This is a genomic window from Micromonospora sp. RL09-050-HVF-A (assembly GCF_019374995.1).
Classification (GTDB): Bacteria; Actinomycetota; Actinomycetes; order Mycobacteriales; family Micromonosporaceae; genus Micromonospora; species Micromonospora antibiotica.
The window spans coordinates 4,888,338-4,910,451 of record NZ_JAGKQP010000002.1 but is presented as its reverse complement, the minus strand read 5'-3'; the positions used below and the strand labels follow the sequence as shown (position 1 = coordinate 4,910,451).

Below are 22,114 nucleotides of genomic sequence, written 5' to 3'. Positions count from 1 at the left end.
GTCACACCTCCTGAGAGTCGGAGCCGGTGGCGATGTTGGCCGGCTCCCGCTCGGCGACCACACGCTTCGTGCGCGGGCTCGGCGGTACCTGTAGATCCAGCGGGGGCAACGGGAAGCTGCCGTACGGCCGGTTGTCGGCCTGTTCCTGCGGGGTCGGCTTCGGGGCCGGCTTGCGGCTCGGCCACAGCAGCGTCGCCAGCAGCAGTACGCCCGCGCCGACGGCGGTGGCGAGCAGCCGGTCCCGCGACTGCCAGTCCTCGATGGAGCGCAGCCCGGCCAGGACCAGGATCCAGACCAGGTTGATCGGGAGCAGCACCTTCCAGCCGAAGCGCATGAACTGGTCGTAGCGCAGCCGGGGCAGGGTGCCCCGGAGCCACACGAAGACGAAGACCAGCAGCAGCACCTTGCCGAAGAACCAGAGCATCGGCCACCAACCGGTGTTGGCGTCCGCCCACAGCGTGATCGGCCAGGGGGCCCGCCAGCCACCGAGGAAGAGCGTCGTGGTCACCGCGGACATGGTCACCATGGCGACGTACTCGGAGAGCATGAAGAGCGCGAACTTCAGCGAGCTGTACTCGGTCATGAAGCCGGCGACCAGCTCCGACTCGGCCTCGGGCAGGTCGAACGGCGCCCGGTTGGTCTCGCCGACGGTGGCGATGAAGAAGATGATGAAGCTGGGCAGCAGCAGGATCGCGTACCAGCCCGGGGCGGGGATCTCGACGCCGGCGATGGTGAGCCGGGTGGCGTCCCCCTGGGCGGCGACGATCCCGCTGGTGGACATGGTGCCGGCGGTCATGAACACCGCGACGATGCTCAACCCCATGGCGACCTCGTAGGAGATCATCTGGGCGCTGGAGCGCAGGCCGCCGAGCAGCGGATAGGTCGAGCCGGAGGCCCAGCCGCCGAGCACGATGCCGTAGACGGCCAGCGACGAGCAGGCCAGCAGCACCAGCACCGCCACCGGCACGTCGGTGACCTGCAACGGCGTCCGGTGGCCGAAGATGCTCACCATCGGGCCGAACGGGATCACCGACAGTGCGGTGACCGCGCAGACCACCGAGATGACGGGCGCGAAGAAGTAGACCACCTTGTCGGCGGCCTTCGGGAGGATGTCCTCCTTGAAGGCCATCTTGAGGCCGTCGGCGAGGGTCTGCAGCAGGCCGAACGGGCCGACCTGGTTGGGGCCGGGCCGGACCTGCATGTAGCCGACGACGCGGCGCTCGAACCAGACGCCGAGCAGGGTGGCGAGCAGACCGAAGACGAACGCGAAGACGATCTTGATGAGGACCAACCACCACGGGTCCCGGCCGAAGTCGGCGAGCGTCGGGTCCTGCGCCAGGAGGAGGGTGTTCACTGTGCACCTCCGGAGATCCGTACCACCGTGCCGGACGCGGTGCCGAGGCTGCGCCGGACGGTCGAACCGGGAGAGTTGGTCGGCAGCCAGACGACGCCGTCGGGCATCTCGGTGATGGCCGCCGGCAGGGTGACCGCACCCCGGTCGGTGCCCACCGTGACCGGGTCGCCGTCGGCCACGCCGAGCGTCTCGGCGGTGCCCTTGCCCAGCCGGACCACCGGCGGGCGGGCGGTGCCGGCGAGGTGCTCGTCGCCGTCGGTGAGGCTGCCCAGGTCGATCAGCTGGTGCCAGGTCGCCAGCACCGCCTCGCCCGCACCCGGCTGGGGGACGGCCCCCGGGGAGACCGAGGGGGTGACCGGCCGGTCGGCCCGGGTCGGCGGCAGTGCGCCCAACTCCCGGCGGATGCCCGACACGTCGCCGGTGCCGAGCCGGACGTCGAGCTGCGCGGCGATCGCGTCCAGCACCCGCGCGTCGGTCATCGCGGCGGTGTGCAACACCGCCTCGAACGTACGCAGCCGACCCTCCCAGTCCAGGAAGCTGCCGGCCTTCTCGGCCACCGGGGCGACCGGCAGGACCACGTCCGCCCGACGGGCCACCGCCGAGTTGCGCAGCTCCAGGCTGACCAGGAACGGCACCGCGTCGAGCGCCTGCTCGGCCAGCCTCGGGTCGGCCAGGTCGGCCGGGTCCACCCCGGCCACCACCAGGGCGCCGAGCTGGCCGTTCGCGGCGGCGGCCAGGATCTGGTCGGTGTCCCGACCGGCCTGGCTGGGGATCACCCCGGCCGGGATGTCCCACGCCTCGCCCAGTTCGGCGCGGGCCGACGGCTCGGTCACCGGACGCCCGCCGGGCAGCAGGTTGGGCAGGCAGCCCGCGTCGACCGCACCCCGGTCACCCGCGCGCCGCGGCACCCAGGCCAGCTTCGCACCGGTGCGCCGGGCGACGTCCGCGGCGGCGGAGAGGCCACCGGGCACCCCGGCCAGCCGCTCGCCGACGAACAGGATCGCGCCCTCGGCGCTCAACGCCTCGGCCACCGTGTCGTGCTCGGCGAGCACGCTCGCCTCCTCGCCCGGCACCACCCGGGCCAGCTTGGCCCCGAGCTTCTCCAGGCCCCGGGTGGCGAACGGGGCGATCGCGTAGACCGTCAGCTTCTTCTTCAGGTACGCCTTGCGCAGCCGCAGGAAGAGGATCGGGCACTCCTCCTCCGGCTCCAGCCCGACCAGCACCACCGAGGACGCCTTCTCCACGTCGGCGTAGGTCACGTCGGTGACCCCGGCGACGCTGCTGGCCAGGAAGTCGGACTCCTCGCGGGAGACCGGCCGGGCCCGGAAGTCGATGTCGTTGGTGTTCAGGGCGACCCGGGCGAACTTCGCGTACGCGTAGGCGTCCTCGACGGTCAGCCGGCCGCCGGTCAGCACCGCCGTGCCGCGTCCCTCGTCGCGGGCGGCCCGCAGCCCGTCGGCGGCCCGGGTCAGCGCCTCGCTCCAGGACGCCTCCCGCAGCTCACCGGACTTCTCGTCGCGGACCAACGGGGTGGTGAGCCGGTCGAAGGCGCGGGTGTACTGGAAGCCCCACCGCCCCTTGTCGCAGTTCCACTCTTCGTTGACCTGCGGGTCGTCCCCGGCCAGACGGCGCAGCACCTTGCCCCGCCGCCAGTCGGTGCGCTGGGCGCAGCCGGCCGAGCAGTGCTCGCAGACGCTCGGGCTGGAGACCAGGTCGAACGGGCGGGCCCGGAACCGGTACTGCGCCCCGGTGAGCGCGCCGACCGGGCAGATCTGCACGGTGTTGCCGGAGAAGTACGAGTTGAACGGGACGTCGCCGGAGTCGCCCTCCGCGCCGTACGCGTCGTCCCGGTAGATGTTGATCTCCTCGGCGGACGACCGGCCCATCAGGTCGATGAACTTGTCGCCGGCGATCTCCTCGGAGAACCGGGTGCAGCGCTGGCAGAGCACGCAGCGCTCCCGGTCGAGCAGCACCTGGGTGCTGATCTCCATCGGCTTGACGTACTCCCGCTTGTGCTCGTGGAAGCGGGAGTCGGTGCGGCCGGTGGACATCGCCTGGTTCTGCAGCGGGCACTCACCACCCTTGTCACACATCGGGCAGTCCAGCGGGTGGTTGAGCAGCAGCAGCTCCATCACCCCCTCCTGCGCCTTCTTGGCGACCGGGGAGCTGAGCTGGGTGCGGACCACCATGCCCTCGGCGACGGTCTGGGTGCAGGAGGCGACCGGCTTGCGCTGCCCCTCCACCTCGACCAGGCACTGCCGGCAGGCACCGGCCGGGGCCAGCAGCGGGTGGTCGCAGAAGCGGGGGATCTCGGTGCCCAACTGCTCGGCGACCCGGATCAGCAGCGCCCCCTTGGGGGCGGTGACCTCGACGCCGTCGATGGTGAGCGTGACCGTCTCGGTCTGCTTGGCTACGTCGGTCATCAGAGTCGCCCTTCATTCGCGACTGCGGGACTCGCAAGCTCGTTCCTCGCGCTCATCAAGAGTCGCCTTCCCTTCGCGACCGCAGGACTCGCGTTCATCAGTGCGCCCCCACCAGCTGCTTGTCCGACAGCTTCGGCGCGGTACGCCCCTCGATGTAGTCGAGGTAGTCCTGCTTGAAGTACTGCAACGACGAGGTCACCGAGCTGGTCGCGCCGTCGCCCAGACCGCAGAACGAGCGGCCGAGGATGTTGTCGCAGGTGTCGAGCAGGGTGTCCAGGTCCTCGTGGGTGCCCTGTCCGGCGAGGATGCGCCGGTAGACCCGGACCATCCAGTAGTTGCCCTCCCGGCACGGGGTGCACTTGCCGCACGACTCGTGGTGGTAGAACTCCAGCCACCGGTAGGTCGCGTAGACCGGGCAGTCCTGGTCGGAGAAGATCTGGGTGGCCGTGGTGCCCAGGATCGAGCCGGCCGCCGCCACCCCCTCGAAGTCCAGCGGCACGTCGAGGTGCTCGGCGGTGAGCAGCGGGGTCGACGACCCCCCCGGCGTCCAGAACCTCAGCTGGTGACCGGGCTGCATCCCGCCGGCCAGCTCGATCAGCTCGCGCAGGGTGACGCCCAGACCGCACTCGAACTGGCCCGGGTTGGCGATCCGGCCGGACAGCGAGTAGATCATCGACCCGGAGGACTTCTCCGTGCCCATGGACTTCCACCAGTCCGCGCCGCCCAGCACGATGTACGGGACGCTGGCGATGGTGCCGACGTTGTTGACCACCGTCGGGCTGGCGTACAGGCCGTGGGTGGCGGGGAACGGCGGGCGGAGCCGGGGCTGGCCCCGGAACCCCTCCAGCGAGTCCAGCAGCGCCGTCTCCTCGCCGCAGATGTACGCCCCGGCACCGGAGTGCACCACCAGCTCCAGGTCGAACCCGGTGCCGAGGATGTTGCGCCCGAGGTAGCCCTTGGCCTGCGCCTCGGCCACCGCGTTGCGCAGCCGGCGGGCGGCGTGCACCGCCTCGCCCCGAATGTAGATGTAGGCCCGGTTGGCCCGGATCGCGTACGAGGCGATGATGACCCCCTCGACCAGCGAGTGCGGGTCGTGGGTCATCAGCGGCAGGTCCTTGCAGGTGCCCGGCTCGCCCTCGTCGGCGTTGACCACCAGGTAGTGCGGCTTGCCGTCGCCCTGCGGGATGAAGCCCCACTTCAGGCCGGTGGGGAAGCCCGCGCCACCCCGGCCGCGCAGCCCGGAGTCCTTGATCAGCTGGATCAGGTCGTCCGGGTGGGCCTTGAGGGCCTTGCGCAGCGCGGCGTAGCCGTCGAGATTCTCGTAGGTGCCGATCCGCCAGGCGTCCGGGGAGATCCAGCGCCGGGTCAGCACCGGGGTCAGCTTGGCCAGGGTCTCCGGCCGGGGAGTGGTCACTTCTGGGCCCCCGTCTCGCTCGCGACGGCGGAGCCCGCGCCGGCAGCGCCCGTTTCCGCCTCGGCTTCCTTGAGGTTGCGCTCCTGCGCACCGGCCTCGTCGCCGGCGGGTTTGCCGTCACCGGCGGGGGTGTTCGCGGCCACCCCGGCCGCCTGCGCCGCCTGCGCGTCGCGGGACGCCGGTGGCGGGCCGTCCGTCGGGACCTTGGTGCCGGGGGCGTCCGGCACGGCGGTCGCCGCGTCGGGCTGCCGGGTCTCGGCGGTACGCACCTGCGGCGACTTGTCGTCCGGCGCCTTGACGTCCGGCGCGGTGCTGCCGGTGATCTGCTCCGGCTTCGCCGCCGGTGCGGCCGGCGCGGGAGCCTTGGCGGCCTCGGCCTTCGCCTTCGCCTCGGCGGCGGCCCGGTCGGCCTCGGCCTTGCTGCGGATCGGGGTCTTCGGGTCGTAGCCCGGTGCCGAGATGCCGTGCTGCTCGGCCAGCCGCAGGCCACGCAGGGTGGCCGCACCCGGCCCACCGTCGGCGACCGCACCGTCGCGCTCGTCGGCGAACCCGGCGAGCTGCACGGCCATCTCCTTCAGCGTGCACAGCCGGGCACCCCGGGTCGGCATCGGCCGGCCCCCGGCACGCAGCTCGTCCACCACACCGACCGCGCCCTGCGGGTCGACGCCGTCGAAGAAGTCGTAGTTGACCGTCATCACCGGGCCGTAGTCGCACGCCGCCAGGCACTCGGCGTGCTCCAGGGTGATCTTCCCGTCGGCGGTCGTCTCGTCGTGCCCGACGCCTAGGTGCTCGACCAGGGTGTCGTAGACCTCCTGGCCGCCGAGCACGTTGCACATCGTGTTGGTGCAGACGCTCACCAGGTAGTCACCGGTGGGCCGGCGCTTGTACATGGTGTAGAAGGTGGCCACCGCGCCGACCTGGGCCTTGTTCAGGCCCAGCACCTCGGCGCAGAACGTCACCCCGGCCGGGGAGACGTAACCCTCCTCGGACTGCACGAGGTGCAGCAGCGGCAGCAGCGCCGAGCGGGACCGGTCGGCCGGGTACCGGGCGATGATCTCCCGCGCCCGGGCCCGGGTCTCTTCAGTAAACGTCGTCATCAGAGTCGCCTTCCGTTCGCGACTGGGCATGCCTCGGCCCCCGACTGCGGGGCTCGCTGCGCTCTCTCCTCGCGCGGGCGACTGGGGCTCCGCTTCGCTGCACTCCTCGCGCTCACCTGTCACATCCACCCATCACGGGGTCCAGCGAGGCGCCACCGGCGATCACGTCGGCGATCAGGCCGCCCTCGGCCATCGCCGGGAGTGCCTGGAGGTTGACGAAGCTCGGCTCCCGGTAGTGCACCCGGTACGGCCGGGTGCCACCGTCGGAGACCGCGTGCACGCCCAGCTCGCCCCGGGGGGACTCGATGCCGACGTACACCTGGCCCGGCGGGACCCGGAAGCCCTCGGTGACCAGCTTGAAGTGGTGGATCAGCGACTCCATCGACTGACCCATGATCTTGGCGACGTGCTCCAGCGAGTTGCCCATGCCGTCCACGCCGATGGCGAGCTGCGCCGGCCAGGCGATCTTGCGGTCGGCCACCATCACCGGGCCCGGCCGCAACCGGTCCAGCGCCTGCTCGACCAGCTTGAGCGACTCCCGGATCTCGGCGAGCCGGACCAGGTAGCGGCCCCAGACGTCGCCGTCCGGGTGGGTCGGCACGTCGAACTCGTAGCTGTCGTAGCCGCAGTACGGCATGGTCTTGCGCAGGTCCCAGCCGAGGCCGGCGGAGCGCAGCACCGGGCCGGTCACGCCGAGCGCGAGGCAGGCGGTCGCGTCGAGCACCGCGACACCCTGGGTGCGCTCGGTCCAGATCGGCTGGCCGGAGAGCAGGTCCTCGTACTCCTTGAGCTTCTTCGGCATCATCGTGAGGAACTCGCGGATCTTGACGATCGCGGCGTCCGGCACGTCCTGCGCCACCCCGCCCGGCCGGACGTAAGCGTGGTTCATCCGCAGGCCGGTGATGGTCTCGAAGATGTCGAGGATGTACTCCCGCTCGCGGAAGCCGTACAACATGATCGAGATCGCGCCCAGCTCCATGCCGGTGGTGGCCAGCCACACCAGGTGCGAGGAGATCCGGTTCAGCTCCATCATCAGCACGCGGATCGTGGTGGCCCGCTCGGTGATGTCGTCGGTGATGCCGAGCAGCTTCTCCACCGCGAGGCTGTACGCCGTCTCGTTGAAGATCGGGGCGAGGTAGTCCATCCGGGTCACGAAGGTCGAACCCTGCACCCAGTTGCGGTACTCGAGGTTCTTCTCGATGCCGGTGTGCAGGTAGCCGACGACCGAGCGGGCCTCGCGGACCGTCTCACCCTCCAGCTCCAGGATCAGCCGGAGCACACCGTGCGTCGACGGGTGCTGCGGACCCATGTTCACGACGATCCGCTCGTCGTTGATCGGGTCGGTGCCGGAGACGACCTGGTCCCAGTCCCCACCGGTGACGGTGAAGACCCGCCCCTCGGTGGTCTCCCGTTCGGTCGCGTAGTTGGACGTGGTCACTGGTATGACCTCCTACGGTCCGGCGGCGGGATCTCCGCGCCCTTGTACTCGACGGGGACCCCGCCGAGCGGGTAGTCCTTGCGCTGCGGGTGGCCCTCCCAGTCGTCCGGCATCAGGATCCGGGTCAGGTTGGGGTGGCCGTCGAAGATGATCCCGAACATGTCGTACGCCTCGCGCTCCTGCCAGTCGGCCGTCGGGTAGACGGCGGTGACACTGGGCAGGTGCGGACTCTCGGCGGACACCGCCGCCTCCAGCCGGACCCGACGCCGGTAGGTCATCGAGGTCAGCAGGTAGACGACGTGCAGCCGGCGCTCGTCGGCACCGAGGTAGTCCACACCGGACACCGAGGAGCACAGCTCGAAGCGCAGCGCCAGATCGTCCCGCATCACCTGGCAGACCTCGGCGATCCGCTCCGGGCGCACGTGCAGGGTCAGCTCGCCCCGGTCGACGACGACCTTCTCGATCGCGTCGGCGAAGTGCGGGTACGCCTCCTCCAGCGCGTCGCGCACCTCGTCGAAGTAGCCCCCGTACGGCCGGGGGGCCTCCTCGATCGGGGTGCGGTGGCGGACCAGGCCGCCGTAGCCGGAGACGTCGCCCGTGCCCTGCATGCCGAACATGCCGCGCCCGGCGGGGCTGGACGGCGGCAGCTCGGCGGGAGCGCCGCTGGTCGCACCGGCCGGGGTGACCGGCACCGGCACCCCGCCGTCGTTCTTCCTGTCGTTCGGCGCGGTCACCGTGCCTGCCCTCCGTTCACCACTGCGGGGCTCCGCTTCGCCGCATTCACTTGGGACCAGCCTGGGTCTGGAGGTGGTTCTGGGCGTTCATCCAGTTCTCGATCCGCAGCTGCTCCTCGCGCCCCTCGCGGACCGCCTTCGTCCACTCGGCACGGCGGGCCTTGTCGTTGCGGTACGACGACGGCATCGAGCCGTACGGCACCACGGGCACGTCGCCGCGCTCCAGGCGGGCCGCCTGCATCTTGCGGCCGTTCGGGCCGAGCGGCTCGTACATGATCTTCTCGCGGAGCTTGAGGATCGCGTCGATGAGCATCTCGGGGCGGGGCGGGCAGCCCGGCAGGTACATGTCGACCGGGACGACGTGGTCGACGCCCTGCACGATCGCGTAGTTGTTGAACATGCCGCCGCTGCTGGCGCAGACGCCCATGGAGAGCACCCAGCGGGGCTCGGCCATCTGGTCGTAGATCTGGCGCAGGACCGGGGCCATCTTCTGGCTCACCCGGCCGGCCACGATCATCAGGTCGGCCTGGCGTGGCGAGGCCCGGAAGACCTCCATGCCCCAGCGGCCCATGTCGTAGTGCGGGCCGCCAGCCGCCATCATCTCGATGGCGCAGCAGGCCAGGCCGAAGGTGGCGCCCCAGACGGACGACTTCCGCGACCAGTTGACCAGCTTCTCCACGGAGGTGAGCAGGACGCCGGCGGGGAGTTTCTCCTCGATGCCCATCTGACGTTCCTCCCTCAGTCCCAGTCCAGGCCGCCGCGCCGCCACACATAGGCGTACGCGACGAAGACCGCGACGATGAACAGGACCATCTCCACGAAGCCGAAGATCGGCAGGGCGTCGAAGGAGACCGCCCAGGGGTAGAGGAAGATGATCTCGATGTCGAAGACGATGAAGAGCATCGCCGTCAGGTAGAACTTGATCGGGAACCGGCCGCCGCCCACGGGCTGCGGGCTGGGCTCGATCCCACACTCGTACGCCTCGAGCTTGGCCTTGTTGTAGCGCCGGGGACCGGCGAAGCGGGCGGCGGCCACGGAGAACAGCGAGAACGCCGCGGCGAGGGCGAACAGCCCGATGATCGGTGCGTAAGGCGAGAGCGACATCTTTTCTCCTGCTCGTCCTTCCCCTGCCCCAGGTGCTTGACAAAATTCACACTATTCACGTCCACCGTGACGTCCGTCAGCGGGGGTCGATCTCTTGTCCCGCCCGGGACCGTCGTTGGCCTCGGGCGGGTCGGTCTAGACGGCCGGGGCCGCCTTCGTCATCGCGTTGATGACCCGGTCCATCGCGTCCCCGCCGCGCGGGTCGGTCAGGTTGGCCAGCAGTTTGAGGACGAAGCGCATCAGCATCGGGTGCGGCATGCCGTGTTTGGTCGCCATCCGCATCACCTCGGGCCGGCCGATCAGCTTGACGAAGATCCCGCCGAGCCGGTAGTAGCCGCCGAACCGGGCCTTCAGCTCCTGCGGGTACGCGGTCAACGCCCGCTCCCGCTCCGGCCCGGCCGGCCGGGCCAGCGCCTGCACGATGACCTCGGCGGCCAGCTCGCCGGACTCCATCGCGTACGCGATGCCCTCGCCGTTGAACGGGTTGACCATGCCGCCGGAGTCGCCGACCAGCAGGACCCCCCGGGTGTAGTGCGGCACCCGGTTGAAGCCCATCGGCAGCGCCGCGCCGAGGATCGGACCGTCGGCGTTCGCCTCGTCGGTCATCCCCCAGTCCGCCGGGGTGTTGGCCAGCCAGTCGGTGAGCAGCCGCCGGTAGTTCGTCTTGCCGAACGCGGAGGAGGAGTTGAGCACGCCGAGGCCGACGTTGACCCGGCCGTCACCGAGGCCGAAGATCCAGCCGTAGCCGGGCAGCAGCGCGTCGTTGTCCTTGCTGCGCAGCTCCAGCCAGGACTCCAGGTAGTCGTCGTCGTGCTTGGCCGGCGAGCGGTAGTAACGCCGCACGGCCACCCCGATCGGCCGGTCCTCCCGCTTGGCCAGGCCGAGGGCGAGCGGGAACCGGCCGGAGACGCCGTCGGCGGCGACCACCAGCGGGGCGTGGAAGGTGGCCGGCTCCCGGTCGGGGCCGACCTCGGCGGTCACCCCGACCACCCGGTCGTCGGCGTCGAGCACCGGGCCGATGACGTTGACGCCGGTGCGCAGCTCGGCACCGGCGGAGACCGCCCGCTGGGCGAGCAGGTCGTCGAAGTCCAGCCGGGTGCGGACCAGGCCGTAGTTGGGGAAGCTGGCCAGGTCGGGCCAGTCCAGTTCGAGGCGTACCCCGCCGCCGATCACCCGCAGGCCCTTGTTGTGCAGCCAGCCGGCCTCGGGCGAGGTGTCCACGCCCATCCGGATGAGCTGCCGGGTCGCCCGGGGGGTGAGCCCGTCCCCGCACACCTTCTCGCGGGGGAACTCGGTCTTCTCCAGCAGCAGCACGCGTACGCCGTGCCGTGCCAGGTGGTACGCCGCCGCCGATCCGCCGGGACCAGCGCCCACCACGATCACGTCGGCGTCGTTCTCCACCGAAGTCATCTGCGCCTCCTCCCGCACGCTCGTGAAATGCTTCACAAGCCCGATCGGGTTGGAGTCTATGACCGTGGTTACTCCGCTGCCGGGTGAGGGGTACCTAACTTCCTGGAAACATGCGGGTCGGGGTGGGTCCGCCCGTCAGTTCCGGACGCCGTCCAGGCCGGTTTCGGCCCGGATCGCCGCCGGAAGTTGGTCACGCAGCGCTCCGCCCGCCGCCCGGTCGAGTGCGCCGAGCACCTCGGCCACCACCTGGCGAACTTCGGCGGGGTCCGCGCCGACCAGCTCCCTGAGCTGGGCGGCAAGCTCGGCGGCGGCGTCGTCGGTGGGGGCCGGTGGGCCGCCGGGTGCTACTCCCGTCATGCACGGGAGCATACGTCGCAAAGTGCACCAAAAGCGGATATCAGGGAAAGTTGCCGTTCACCCACGGTCACCCGCGGACGGCCCGGTGCAGGGCCACCACCCCGCCGGTCAGGTTGCGCCACGCCACCCGGCCCCAACCGGCCGCGCCGATCCGCGCCGCCAACGCCGCCTGGTCCGGCCAGGCCCGGATCGACTCCGCCAGGTAGACGTACGCGTCGGGGTTGCTGGACACCGTCCGGGCCACCACCGGCAACGACCGCATCAGATAGGACAGATAGACGGTACGGAAGGCGGGGTGCACCGGCGTACTGAACTCGCAGACCACCAGCCGCCCGCCCGGCCGGGTCACCCGGGCCAGTTCCCGCAGCACCGCATCGGTGTCGTTGACGTTGCGCAGGGCGAAGGAGATCGTCACCGCGTCGAAGGAGGCGTCGGCGAAGGGCAGCCGCAACGCGTCCCCGGCCAGCAGCGGCACCTCCGGCCGGACCCGCCGCCCGGCCTGCAACATCCCCTGCGACAGATCCGCACCCACCGCGTACGCCCCGGAGCGGGCCAGCTCCTGGGTCGACACCCCGGTGCCGGCGCCCACATCCAGCACCCGCTCGCCGGGGAGCAGCCCGAGCGCCGCCCGGGTGGCCCGCCGCCACGACCGGTCCTGCCCGAAGGACAGCACCGTGTTCGTCAGGTCGTAACGGGCGGCCACCCCGTCGAACATCGCGGCGACCTCGTGCGGGGACTTGTCCAGGCCGGCGCGCTGGCCCTGCGGGGTACGACTCACCCCTCCACTCTGCCAGCCCCCGCCCACCCACCCGGCGCTGGGTCGCCACCCGCCCCGCCCGTCACCCCGGGCCGGGGCGACCAGGACGCAGGGCGGGCGGGGTGGATGACCACCCCGCCCGCTCCACGTCCTACCGCTCAGTCGTGCGCCGACCCGCCGTCGCTCAGCTCCGCGGCTTCTCGTCGCCCGGGGTCACCAGCACGAGCCGACGCCGACGGGCGAGCATCAGCAGCGCCCCGCCCGCGAGCAGCACGGCGGCACCGATCCCCCCGATCAGGGTGGCCTGTGCGCCGGTCACCGGCAGACCGCCGTCGCCGCCACCCGTGCCACCACCGGTGGTCGGGCTGGCGCTGGCGCTCGGACTCGGCTGACCGGTCGGGCTGGTGCTCGGGCTCGGCGACGGGCTCGGACCGGTGGTCAGGTCGACGAAGACGTCGAACAGCGAGGTGTTGTCACCGTCGTCGGTCTCGGTGAAGATCTTCCGCTGCGCCTTGCTGGCGACCTGCGGCTGCTCCTCCGGCGTGCCCTCGGCCTCGGTCAGTCCGGCGGCGAACAGGACGCCCGGGGTGAGCACCTTCTCGGTGACGCCCGCGCCGACCTTCACCCGTACGTCGGCGGTGTAGAACTCGCCCGGCCGCAGCACCGCGCCGGTGTCCTCGCAGTACGCCACCACGCCACCCAGGTCCTGCATGACGCAGCTCTCCGGCAGATCGACGAAGGTGGCGCCGTCCGGCAGTGCGATCCCGTAGAAGATGCCGGTGGCCCGGCGGCTGCCGCCGTTGTAGAGCGCCCAGTCCAGCGGAGCGGTGCCGCCGGGCTTGACGCCGGTCAGCCCGCTCTCGCCGGCCTCGTCGCCGTCGACCACCACGTCGGCGTAGACGTCCTGCACCCAGGTGGTCAGGTCGTAGCCGGGCTTGACCACCATGATCTCGTGGTCGACCGAGTCCGAGGTGGTGTTGGACCCGCTCACGGTCACCTTCAGCACGCCCCCCTTGCCGCGCGTGTCGGTGCCGAACAGCGGGATGCCGAACTCCTCGGTGGTGCCGGCGGCGATGTCGTCGGTGGTGCCGCCCAGGTCGGACAGCGAGCAGGTGAAGGCGGTGCCGCTGACGGCGCAGCCGTCCGGTTTGAGCACCCCGACCTTGTTCGCCTTCAGGCCCGCCGTCTCGACAGTGACCTTCACGTCCTTGGCGTCAACCGTGCCGCGGACGTTCTGCACGGAGAACTTGAACGGCTTGGCCTTGGCCTCCTTGACGCCCAGGGCCAGCTGGGAGCTGAGCGGAACGAGGTCGAGCGTCGCCTGGTCGGCGGCGCTGGCCGGGGCGGCGACGGTGGCCAGGCCACCCACGGCGAGCAGGGCCACGGCGCCGAGGCGGGCCAGGGCCGAGCGGTGGAACAGAGTCATCGATCCCCCGGGGGGCTAGGGACTGCTGGGAAAGGTGGGGCTGATGTGGCGAACCGAGCGGACGTTATCCGAGATCGACGCCGGTACGCCAGCCGTGACGTGCGATTTTGTCCCAGACGGGGCCGAACGGACGAGGAGCGGGGGCGGGACGGTCACCCGTCCCGCCCCCGTTTTATATGAACGGCCCTCCCGGGCCGATGGAGGACGTACGACGCTCGTACGGGCTTCCCGACGGGGAAACCAAGGTACGTCGGGCGCACGTTAGCGGGCGCTGTCGGGCCGCGCCAACCCCCACGCCGGACCACCGCGTGGCAGGCATCCGCCCAGCGCGCCGCGTCCCGCCGGAATTGCCGCGTCTTGTGGTGGCTGGTCCCCTGCCACCTCGCCCGAACGGCGACCACGAATATCCCCCGGGCCAATCACCCGAACCCGATCAGCCAGTCACCCCGGCGACCCGATCAGTGACTCTCAGTGACGATCAGCGTGTTAAGGGCCGCCGCCGGGCCCGGCCGGTGACTCAGCGGGCCTCGACGAGCGGCAGGGAACGGCCGGCCCCGCCACCGGGCATGGCGATCGAGGAGAAGTGCGAGACCACCCGGTCGTCGGTCGGATCGTCGGCGGGGGTGTGGTGCACCGCCAGCCGCCGGTAGAGGGTGTCCCGCTGGGCCGGGATCCGGTCGGCCGAGCGGATCATGCCGATCAGCTCGTGCAGGTTGGACCGGTGCCGGGCGCCCGCCGAGGAGATGACGTTCTCCTCCAGCATGATCGAGCCGAGGTCGTCGACCCCCATGTGCAGGGCGAGCTGGCCGACGTCCTTGCCGGTGGTCAGCCAGGACGCCTGCAGGTGCGGCACGGTCTCGAAGAACAGCCGGGCCACCGCCACCAGGCGCAGGTATTCCAGCGTGGTGGCCTGGGTGCGGCCCTTGAGGTGGTTGTTCTCCGGCTGGTACGTCCACGGGATGAACGCCCGGAACCCCCGGGTGCGGTCCTGCACGTCGCGGATCATCCGCAGGTGCTCGATCCGCTCGGCGTTGGTCTCGCCGGTGCCCATCATCATCGTCGCGGTGGACTCCAGGCCCTGCCGGTGGGCCAGCTCCATGACCTCCAGCCAGCGCGCGCCGGACTCCTTCAGCGGGGCGATCGCCTTGCGCGGCCGGTCCGGCAGCATCTCGGCACCGGCGCCGGCGATCGAGTCCAGCCCGGCGGCCTTGATCCGGGAGATCGCCTCGTCCAGGCTCACCTGGGAGACCTTGGCCATGTGCAGGATCTCGCTCGGCCCGATCGAGTGGATCGCGAGCTGCGGGTACGCCTTCTTGACCGAGGAGAACAGCTCCTCGTAGTACTCCACCCCGTAGTCCGGGTGGTGGCCGCCCTGGAGCATGACCTGGGTGGCGCCCAGCTCGACCGCCTCACCGCAGCGGCGCAGGATCTCCTCGGTCGGGTGGGTCCACCCCTCGGCGTGCTTGGGGGCCCGGTAGAAGGCGCAGAACTTGCACGCCGTCACGCAGACGTTGGTGTAGTTGATGTTGCGGTCGATCAGGTAGGTGACGATGTTGTCCGGGTAGCGCCGCCGACGTACCGCGTCCGCCGCCTCACCCAACGCGTGGAAGGGCGCCTCGGTGTAGAGCAGCAGCGCCTCCTCGGGCGTGATCCGCCCGCCGTCCGCGCCACGTTGCAGGATGTCGTCGATCTCCCGGTTCGCCGTCACATCCCGAGCGTACGCCGGGCAGCCCTCCGGTTCCGCACAGCACCGGCGACGGGTGACAAGCACCCCACCGGCACCCGGTGCGCGCCGGGAGGCCCACCCACCTCGCCCGGCGCTGGCCGTCGGGCCCGTCCGGGTGACCCGCCCGTGGCTCCGCACGCCGTCAGGCGGCGAGATGACTTCTCAGCGCCATCAACCTGCCACGCATCTCCTCGGTGTCGAAGGTGCGCCGACCCACCCGCGCCGGCACTGTCTCGGTGGTGTCCACCAGGACCGACGACCAGTCACGCGACAGCCGTCCCTGGAGCATGAGGGTGACGGTGGTGGTCGACGCCGCCTCCACCCGGTGCAGCAGGTCGTACGGCATCGAGTAGGACGAGCCCGGTGTGAGTTGGACTGCCAGGGTCTCCCGTACGGACACCACGTCCACGAGGTCGAAACGCCAGGCGGACTCGCCATCCCGGCTCGACTCCCGGTAGCGGGTGAGGACCGCTCCGCTCCTGGCCGGGTGGTAGTAGCGGCAGTCGAGTCGACCGGCGACCACCACCGAGGAAAAGTCGAAGCGGTGATCGTGGACATGCTCGCGCATCCTGGGCCGCCCAGGCCACCAGACGTGCATGCGCAACTGGCCGAATTCACCGAAGGTAGCCAGAATGAACTTGTCGAAGCCGAGAGCATGCGGATGCGAACGAGCGGCCACCGCGTCCGCGCGGGAGTCGTCGTCAAGCAACTCGGTGAGCAGGGCACTCAACCGTTCCGGCCGGCCCAGCCCTCGCAGGATGCTGATGGCGGACCCGGACGGCTGCCCCGCACTGCCGGCGAGTGCCGCCATGATCTGCCGCTCAACAGCCGACATCGAGTTTGTGTCCAGCACGAGCGACGACATGTCACCACCTCGACACGAGATCCACCACACATAGTTCGTGATCCGAGAAATTGCTCACCAGCTTTGGCTCGGCACCTCGCGACAGGTCGGCCGAGAAGAGAATGTCGTCGATCGCCATCCCGTTGTGCGTCGCCATCTCGTCGAACGCCCGCACCATCGGGCTCGCCATCGAGCCCAGCACCAGGTCGCGATCCTCCGTGTTGAAGTCACCACAGATGACCACCTGCCCGCTGACGGACCGGGGCAGGGCTGCCGACACCGACTTCCATATTCCGGAGAACGCCGGCTCGCGAGCGTCCCGACCAAACCGGTGGAAGGGGAATGAATGCAGCGAGGCGACGGTCACCTCGGTCAACCCGAAATCGAGCGTGCAGGACACCATTCCCTTGTCGTGCAGCGCCATGACGGTGCGGCCCCTGGTGGCGGAGAGCTGCGGGTTGGGCAGCACGACTCCACCGATCCGGCTGACCGGGTAGCGGCTGGCGATGGCGACACCCGCCCGCTTGCCCTGCTCGAACGACGACTCGGAGAGCGGCAGGGTGGCCGCATACTGCAACGCCGTTCTGGTGAGCAGCGCCGACAGGACCTCCGACTCGCCCTCGGTCGTGAAGTCCACCTCCTGCAGGGCAAGCACGTCGATGTCGAACTCGTCGACGAGATCGACCATCTCGGCCAGCGCCTCCGGCCGACGGGTCACGTCGTCACTGGCGGCGGGCAAGCCCTCCCGGACGTTCCAGGTCGCGACCCGGATCCGATCGGTCAAGGTGGCCAGGGCAGATTCAGCATCGAGTAGTCCCGTACGACCAGCACCCCCTGATAGGTCATCCACGTGGGCTCCTTTCGCTCCTCTTTCCACTTCCACACCCCATTCTCTTGAAGGTCGAGCACTGCCCTGACCGCCTGCTGCAGGTGCGGCAGGCGCCGCTCATCGACCGCGCGACACATGAGCGCCCGCGCCACCCAGGCCGGCGTGAAGTGACCGACGATGATGGTGTCCATCGCGTCGCCCGCACTGGTCAACCGCCGTAGCTGCTCGTCAGTGACGTCGTAGTGGGAGTTTCGGATCAGCCATTCGATGCCCGCGTCCACACACTCGTCGAGCTTCTCCCGTCGGTCACCGCGAACCGCCTGAGCCGCCTTGCGGAGAGCCACCACGGCTCTCGCGGTGTGCGGTACGGATGGCGCACTCCCGTGGTTCACCGTCATGCCCCAGGCCATGCAGGCCGGCTCCCCCTCCGCCTGCTGCCGGACGGCGCCCTCCACCAGGTGGGTCGTCAACTCATCGAGCTTGGCCGAGGCGGGCGCAACCTCGGCGAGCGCCGAGATCGCCGAGCTGAGAACCGTCACGCGCTGCCAGCCGACACCGTCGACCTCCGGCGTCATCATGCGTTCGAGTTGTCCCACCAACTCGGAGCGGATGGCGGGATCCAGGCCGGTTCGTACGAGTGCGGTGAGCACCCATGCCGTGACTTCCGGTCGGGCGACATCCTGTTGGGAGCGGGCGACCCAACCCCCTGCCGGCCGTTGTAGCGCCACCACGTTGTCCACCAACCGCCGGCGGTCGAGCCGCGCCTCCCTGAGGTCCAGTGCGAGGGCGATACGAAGGCCGTACGACGTCCCGATGGCGCTCGGCGGGACCTGCTCCCCCATGAATTGCGACCACCCGAAGACCTCACCCCGGGTCCCGCTGGCGGTACGCAGATCGGCCATCAGCCGGCTCCGGGTGCCCTCCATGATCTGCCGTGCGGAGACGAACGACCTCGGCCGCGGTTCCCGGGCCCCGGGCAGCATCGTGCCGGCAGCCAACGAGGGGCCCACGAATCTCTGCAGCCCCGGTCGCTGGACGAGCCATTTGAGGGCGATCCCCATACAGAGGGCGGCCAGCACGGCAAAGGCATAACGTACCCAGTCCTGGCTGAACCACTGATTGGGCAGGTGATCGACCAGAAGGCTGTACGTCGCGAAGATGAGCGCGAAGGGACCCAGATCGGCTATCCGCCGTCCGAGGCTCCGCAGCCGGCCACGAGTCGGGCCTGCGGTCTCACGCTGAGGTTCAAGCGCCGACAACGGCTCGTTGCCACGGGCCGTCTTCTCACTCAGCGTCACGCGCTCTCCGATCACATCGCCCAGAGTGTGCGCCTTGGGACACAGCGTTTGATTGCCGGAGAACCCTAGCGAGACGCGTCAATGAAAAACATCGTGCGAGGGTACGGGGCAGGAATGACCGAACGGGCATGGTTCTTCACCACTGTTGACATGTGTACGCCGATCTGATTTTCGCCGCCGGAGACCGGACACGCCGGCTCTACCGTCCCGGCCCGTTACGCCGGCAGACCATTCTCGATCAGCGGCAATGGGCGCGAGGGCCGTCTCTCAGTCGTACACCCCGGCTGCCACATCCATGGCCCGGCCGACCCACCAGACGCATGGGTTGTCTCCAAACCGACACCCGGGTGGCTCCGTCAATCCCAGGATCCGAGCCCGGTCACCACTGCGTTGGGCGGCGGGACAGACCGCCCACCGGGACCCGACACCGACCTGCCCACCGTCACCCGTCGTAGTCGACCGTCAGCGCGTCGGTCACCGGGCTGGCCTGGCAGGTCAGCACGTAGCCGGCGGCCACCTGCCCACCACCCCGTCGAGGATGACCACCAACCGGGTGCACAGAAGTCGAAGAACGCGAACGATTCGTCACCACACCTCAACCGCCCATACCCGGCGTCAGAACCCGGAACGCACCGGCGGATGAGCGACGAACGCGGCCCACGCCGCCGCTCGAAAGCCAGCACCGGCCCCGCCGGATCCTTCGAATCGCGTACGCCCACCACCCGAGCCACCTCGACACAGTTGGCGTTGGAGCCGCTGCGGGTCGACTTACGCCAGGCCACACCGGAAGAATCAGGCATGGTCGTCAGGTCACCACGATGACGGACGCGTCGACAGGTCAGCGACGAAGGCGGACCAGGCCGACCGGTCGAAGGCCAGCACCGGCCCGGACCGATCCTTGGAATCCCGGACCCCCACCGCATGCGCCACCGCAGCCACCTCGACACAGTCTGTGTCGGAGCCGCTGCGGGTCGACTTGCGCCAGGTGGCCTCCGACAACTCTGCGATCACCATCTGCGGCTCACTCCCGCTCGTGCTCCACTGCGACCCGGGCTATCAACTTCATCGACTCGGCTTGGCTCAACGCCGACCCCGCCAGGGTATCCGCCTCCCGACGGAACACGTCCACCTGATCGGGTTTCTCGAGGAAGATGCTGGAGATCTTGTGCTCCAGGTGCACCACCGGCGGGAGCCGGTCGAAGTCGAACAGGACGAACGCTCCGTCCAACCCGGAGTGTCCGGCACACGCCAGCGGCAGCACCCGAAGCGTCACGTTGGGCCGATCCATCATCTCGATCAGATGGTGGAGTTGCCGGACCATCAGCCGACGACCGCCGAGTGGCCGACGTAGCACCATCTCGTCGATGACCAGACTCAGCTCCGGCGGCTCGTCCCGGGCCAGGATCGCCTGCCGGCCCAGCCGGGCCGCGACCCGCGCCTGGGCGTCCGCCGGGGCCACCCCGCACGCCTTCATCAGGGCGCTGGTGTACTCCGGCAACTGGGGCAGGCCCGGCACCAGCAACGGCTGCCAGCCCACTATCCGGGTCGCCTCGGCCTCGAACCGGATGAAGGTACGCGACCACGGGGTCAGGCCGGCCGAGTGCGTCTCCCACCAGCCCGGCTCCCGGCCGCGCCTGGCCATGTCGAGCAACCGTTTGCGTTCCTCGCCCACGACACCGTAGATGGCCAGCAGCGCGGCGATCTCTTCCAGCCGGATGCCCTGCTGGCCGGTCTCGATCCGGGAGAGCTTCGACGGCTGCCAGCCGAGTTGGGTCGCCACCCCCGAGCCGGTCAGGCGTCTGGCCCGCCGCACCTGCCGCAACTCGCCACCCAACCCACGGCCCACCACGGTCGGCGCGCTCTGCTTCGCCACCAGGGAGCCGCCCAGCGAGGCCGAGCGGGAGGCCGCCCGCTACACGGTGGTGCTGGTGTCACCCGACGCGGCGCAGGCCCTCGGCGACGACCGGGGCGAGGTCGGGCTGCAACTGTTCCGTGACGAGGACTGGGACGGCAATCCGCCGCACCTGGACGAGGCGGTCAAGCTGATCGAGGAAGCCTGTGGCGAGCGGGTCGCCCTCACCGAGCACCACTCCGACCTCACCTACTGGACCGCCCACCTCCGCGCCGACTCACAGGTCGACGAGGTGGCGAAAACGGCGGGAATCGGTCGATCCCGGGTGAGTCGCTAACGTCATCAGCTCGACAGGACCCGCAACAGACATCAGACCCTCCGCCCGGAGGCGAGCGGCCCACAGCGCTATCCGTCGTAGTCGACAGTCAGCGTGTCGGTGGTCGGGGTGGACTGGCAGGTCAGCACGTACCCGGCGGCCACCTCGTCCGGCTCCAGCGCATAGTTGCGGGCCATCGTCACCGCACCGGACACCACCTTCGCCCGGCAGGTCGAACAGACCCCGCCCTTGCAGGCGTACGGCAGCTCGCCGCGTACCTTGAGCGCCGCGTCCAGCACCCGCTCGTCCGGGCCCATGGTGAACCGCGACGACCGGCCGTCCAGCACGATCGTCACCTCCGCGCCACCCGCCGACGGGTCGGCCCGGCGGACCGGCTCCGGTGGGGCGTCGACGTGGAACAGCTCGGTGTGCACCGTCGACTCCGGCCGGCCCGGACCGGTCAGCACCGCCTTCGCGTCCAGTACCAGCTGGTAGGGGCCACAGAGGAACCACTCGGAGATCACGTCGCCGGGCACGATGGTGTCCAGCAGCCGGCCCAGCCGGTCGGCGTCGATCCGGCCGGACAGCAGCGGCGACTCGCCCTGCTCCCGGGAGAGCACGTGCACCAGGTGCAGCCGGGTCGGGTAGCGGTCCTTCAGGTCGGCCAACTCCTCGGCGAACATCACCGTGTTGGCCGTGCGGTTGCCGTACACCAGGGTGAAGGTGCTGGCCGGCTCGACGGCCAGGGCGGTCGCGACCAGCGCGAGCACCGGGGTGATGCCGGAGCCGGCGACCACCGCGCCGTAGTGCCGCACCCGGTCCGGCGCGAACGCGGTGGTGAAGTGTCCCAGCGGGGGCAGCACGTCGACGGTGTCGCCGTGCCGCAACGCGCCGCAGGCGTAGCTGGAGAACGCGCCGCCGGGAATCTCCCGCACCCCGATCCGCAACCGCCCGTGCCGGGCCAGGTCGTCGGGTGTGGAGCAGATCGAGTACGACCGCCGCACGTCCGCACCGGCGGGCAGGCGGACGGTCAGGTGCTGGCCGGCGGCGAACGCGAACGTCGCCCGCAGCTCCTCGGGCACCGCGAAGGTGATCGCCACGGCGTCGTCGGTGAGCCGGTCGACGGCGCTGACCGCGAGCGGATGGAAGGCCGGCCGGCGACGGACCGGGCGGGTGATGGTGACAGTCACAGCGCCTTCAGGTGGTCGAAGGGTTCGGAGCAGGAACGGCAGCGCCAGAGCGCCTTGCACGCGGTGGAGCCGAACCGGCTGACCTGCTCCGTCTCCGGTGATCCGCAGCGCGGGCAGCGGACGGTCAGGGTCAGCGGTACCACCCCGGGCGGTCGGCCCGGGCGGGCCTGCCGCCGACCGAGCCGACCGGGGCAGGGCCGCCGCCGACCGGGCCGACCATCGGGGGTGGGGCGATGCCGGCGGCGGCGAGCTTCGCCCGGCCCTCGGCGGAGATCCAGTCCGTGCTCCAGGCCGGGCTGAAGACCGTCCGGACCTCGGCGTCGGGATGCCCGGCGACCGCGAGCGCCCGCCGGATGTCGGCCCGGATCACGTCCATCGCCGGGCAGCCGGTGTAGGTGGGGGTGATCGTGACGAGCACCCGGCCGGTCGTCGGATCCTCGTCGACCGCCCGCAGGATGCCCAGCTCGTCGATGGTGATCACCCGGATCTCCGGGTCCACCACCGCCGCCACGGCCGCCCTGGGATCGGTCACCGGTGCCGCCCCC

21 protein-coding genes and 2 pseudogenes are annotated in these 22,114 nt (G+C 70.5%); 1 reads left to right on the top strand and 22 read right to left on the bottom strand.

Going from position 1 to position 22,114, the window contains the following annotated elements; genetic code table 11:
* Position 1 precedes the first annotated feature (1 nt).
* The 20 genes and pseudogenes from nuoH to J7462_RS21635 all read right to left on the bottom strand — a co-directional run bounded on the left by nuoH (position 2) and on the right by J7462_RS21635 (position 20,084).
* Positions 2-1,354 carry an NADH-quinone oxidoreductase subunit NuoH gene (gene nuoH / locus J7462_RS21730; protein WP_219465892.1) on the bottom strand — a complete coding sequence of 451 codons (1,353 nt, stop codon included), beginning with the start codon at positions 1,352-1,354 and terminating at the stop codon, positions 2-4.
* Positions 1,351-3,777 carry an NADH-quinone oxidoreductase subunit G gene (locus J7462_RS21725; RefSeq protein WP_219465887.1) on the bottom strand — a complete coding sequence of 809 codons (2,427 nt, stop codon included), beginning with the start codon at positions 3,775-3,777 and terminating at the stop codon, positions 1,351-1,353. Before J7462_RS21725 ends, nuoH begins: the two co-directional genes overlap by 4 nt.
* A gap of 97 nt (positions 3,778-3,874) precedes the next feature.
* Positions 3,875-5,191 (bottom strand): NADH-quinone oxidoreductase subunit NuoF, encoded by a 1,317-nt coding sequence (gene nuoF / locus J7462_RS21720; RefSeq protein WP_219465884.1) that lies wholly within the window; start codon positions 5,189-5,191, stop codon positions 3,875-3,877.
* Positions 5,188-6,288 (bottom strand): NADH-quinone oxidoreductase subunit NuoE, encoded by a 1,101-nt coding sequence (nuoE, locus tag J7462_RS21715; RefSeq protein WP_244251573.1) that lies wholly within the window; start codon positions 6,286-6,288, stop codon positions 5,188-5,190. The genes nuoF and nuoE overlap by 4 nt, the downstream gene beginning before the upstream one ends.
* A gap of 112 nt (positions 6,289-6,400) precedes the next feature.
* Entirely contained in the window at positions 6,401-7,726 is a 1,326-nt protein-coding gene (locus tag J7462_RS21710) for an NADH-quinone oxidoreductase subunit D (protein WP_208565514.1), read from the bottom strand.
* Positions 7,723-8,460 (bottom strand): NADH-quinone oxidoreductase subunit C, encoded by a 738-nt coding sequence (locus J7462_RS21705; RefSeq protein ID WP_219465881.1) that lies wholly within the window; start codon positions 8,458-8,460, stop codon positions 7,723-7,725. The genes J7462_RS21710 and J7462_RS21705 overlap by 4 nt, the downstream gene beginning before the upstream one ends.
* A 46-nt stretch (positions 8,461-8,506) precedes the next feature.
* Positions 8,507-9,184, bottom strand: a complete 678-nt coding sequence (locus tag J7462_RS21700) for an NADH-quinone oxidoreductase subunit B family protein (RefSeq protein ID WP_067300532.1) — start codon at positions 9,182-9,184, stop codon at positions 8,507-8,509.
* A gap of 14 nt (positions 9,185-9,198) precedes the next feature.
* Entirely contained in the window at positions 9,199-9,564 is a 366-nt protein-coding gene (locus tag J7462_RS21695; protein WP_067300536.1) for an NADH-quinone oxidoreductase subunit A, read from the bottom strand.
* Positions 9,565-9,699: 135 nt separating this feature from the next.
* Entirely contained in the window at positions 9,700-10,974 is a 1,275-nt protein-coding gene (locus J7462_RS21690) for a geranylgeranyl reductase family protein (protein WP_219465879.1), read from the bottom strand.
* Positions 10,975-11,109: 135 nt separating this feature from the next.
* Positions 11,110-11,331, bottom strand: a complete 222-nt coding sequence (locus J7462_RS21685; protein ID WP_208565511.1) for a hypothetical protein — start codon at positions 11,329-11,331, stop codon at positions 11,110-11,112.
* A gap of 67 nt (positions 11,332-11,398) precedes the next feature.
* A complete protein-coding gene (locus tag J7462_RS21680; protein ID WP_208565510.1) occupies positions 11,399-12,109 on the bottom strand; it encodes a demethylmenaquinone methyltransferase in 711 nt (236 codons plus the stop codon).
* Between the two features lie 163 nt (positions 12,110-12,272).
* Positions 12,273-13,514, bottom strand: a complete 1,242-nt coding sequence (locus J7462_RS21675; RefSeq protein ID WP_219465877.1) for an LPXTG cell wall anchor domain-containing protein — start codon at positions 13,512-13,514, stop codon at positions 12,273-12,275.
* Positions 13,515-14,031: 517 nt separating this feature from the next.
* Positions 14,032-15,222: a cyclic dehypoxanthinyl futalosine synthase gene (mqnC, locus tag J7462_RS21670; RefSeq protein ID WP_219465873.1), complete on the bottom strand. Its 1,191-nt coding sequence runs from the start codon at positions 15,220-15,222 to the stop codon at positions 14,032-14,034.
* A gap of 160 nt (positions 15,223-15,382) precedes the next feature.
* Positions 15,383-16,105 carry a hypothetical protein gene (locus J7462_RS21665; RefSeq protein WP_219465862.1) on the bottom strand — a complete coding sequence of 241 codons (723 nt, stop codon included), beginning with the start codon at positions 16,103-16,105 and terminating at the stop codon, positions 15,383-15,385.
* A gap of 1 nt (position 16,106) precedes the next feature.
* Entirely contained in the window at positions 16,107-16,934 is an 828-nt protein-coding gene (locus J7462_RS21660) for an endonuclease/exonuclease/phosphatase family protein (protein WP_308291124.1), read from the bottom strand.
* Positions 16,865-18,211 (bottom strand): hypothetical protein, encoded by a 1,347-nt coding sequence (locus J7462_RS21655; protein ID WP_219465858.1) that lies wholly within the window; start codon positions 18,209-18,211, stop codon positions 16,865-16,867. The genes J7462_RS21660 and J7462_RS21655 overlap by 70 nt, the downstream gene beginning before the upstream one ends.
* Positions 18,212-18,653: 442 nt before the next feature.
* Entirely contained in the window at positions 18,654-18,800 is a 147-nt protein-coding gene (locus J7462_RS21650) for a hypothetical protein (protein ID WP_219465855.1), read from the bottom strand.
* A gap of 26 nt (positions 18,801-18,826) precedes the next feature.
* Positions 18,827-19,011 (bottom strand): annotated as a pseudogene (locus J7462_RS21645) (DUF397 domain-containing protein).
* A gap of 10 nt (positions 19,012-19,021) precedes the next feature.
* Entirely contained in the window at positions 19,022-19,225 is a 204-nt protein-coding gene (locus J7462_RS21640) for a DUF397 domain-containing protein (protein WP_219465853.1), read from the bottom strand.
* Between the two features lie 7 nt (positions 19,226-19,232).
* Positions 19,233-20,084 (bottom strand): helix-turn-helix transcriptional regulator, encoded by an 852-nt coding sequence (locus J7462_RS21635; RefSeq protein WP_219465852.1) that lies wholly within the window; start codon positions 20,082-20,084, stop codon positions 19,233-19,235.
* 55 nt (positions 20,085-20,139) lie between these two features.
* Between J7462_RS21635 and J7462_RS21630 the strand changes: the two genes are divergently transcribed.
* Positions 20,140-20,400: a hypothetical protein gene (locus J7462_RS21630; protein WP_219465851.1), complete on the top strand. Its 261-nt coding sequence runs from the start codon at positions 20,140-20,142 to the stop codon at positions 20,398-20,400.
* A gap of 68 nt (positions 20,401-20,468) precedes the next feature.
* Here the strand turns inward: J7462_RS21630 and paaE are convergent, their stop codons facing one another.
* Both paaE and paaD read right to left on the bottom strand, forming a co-directional pair.
* Positions 20,469-21,569 carry a 1,2-phenylacetyl-CoA epoxidase subunit PaaE gene (gene paaE / locus J7462_RS21625; protein ID WP_219465850.1) on the bottom strand — a complete coding sequence of 367 codons (1,101 nt, stop codon included), beginning with the start codon at positions 21,567-21,569 and terminating at the stop codon, positions 20,469-20,471.
* Positions 21,566-22,101: pseudogene (paaD, locus tag J7462_RS21620) on the bottom strand (1,2-phenylacetyl-CoA epoxidase subunit PaaD). The gene paaE and the pseudogene paaD overlap by 4 nt, the downstream one beginning before the upstream one ends.
* Between the last annotated feature and the right edge of the window lie 13 nt (positions 22,102-22,114).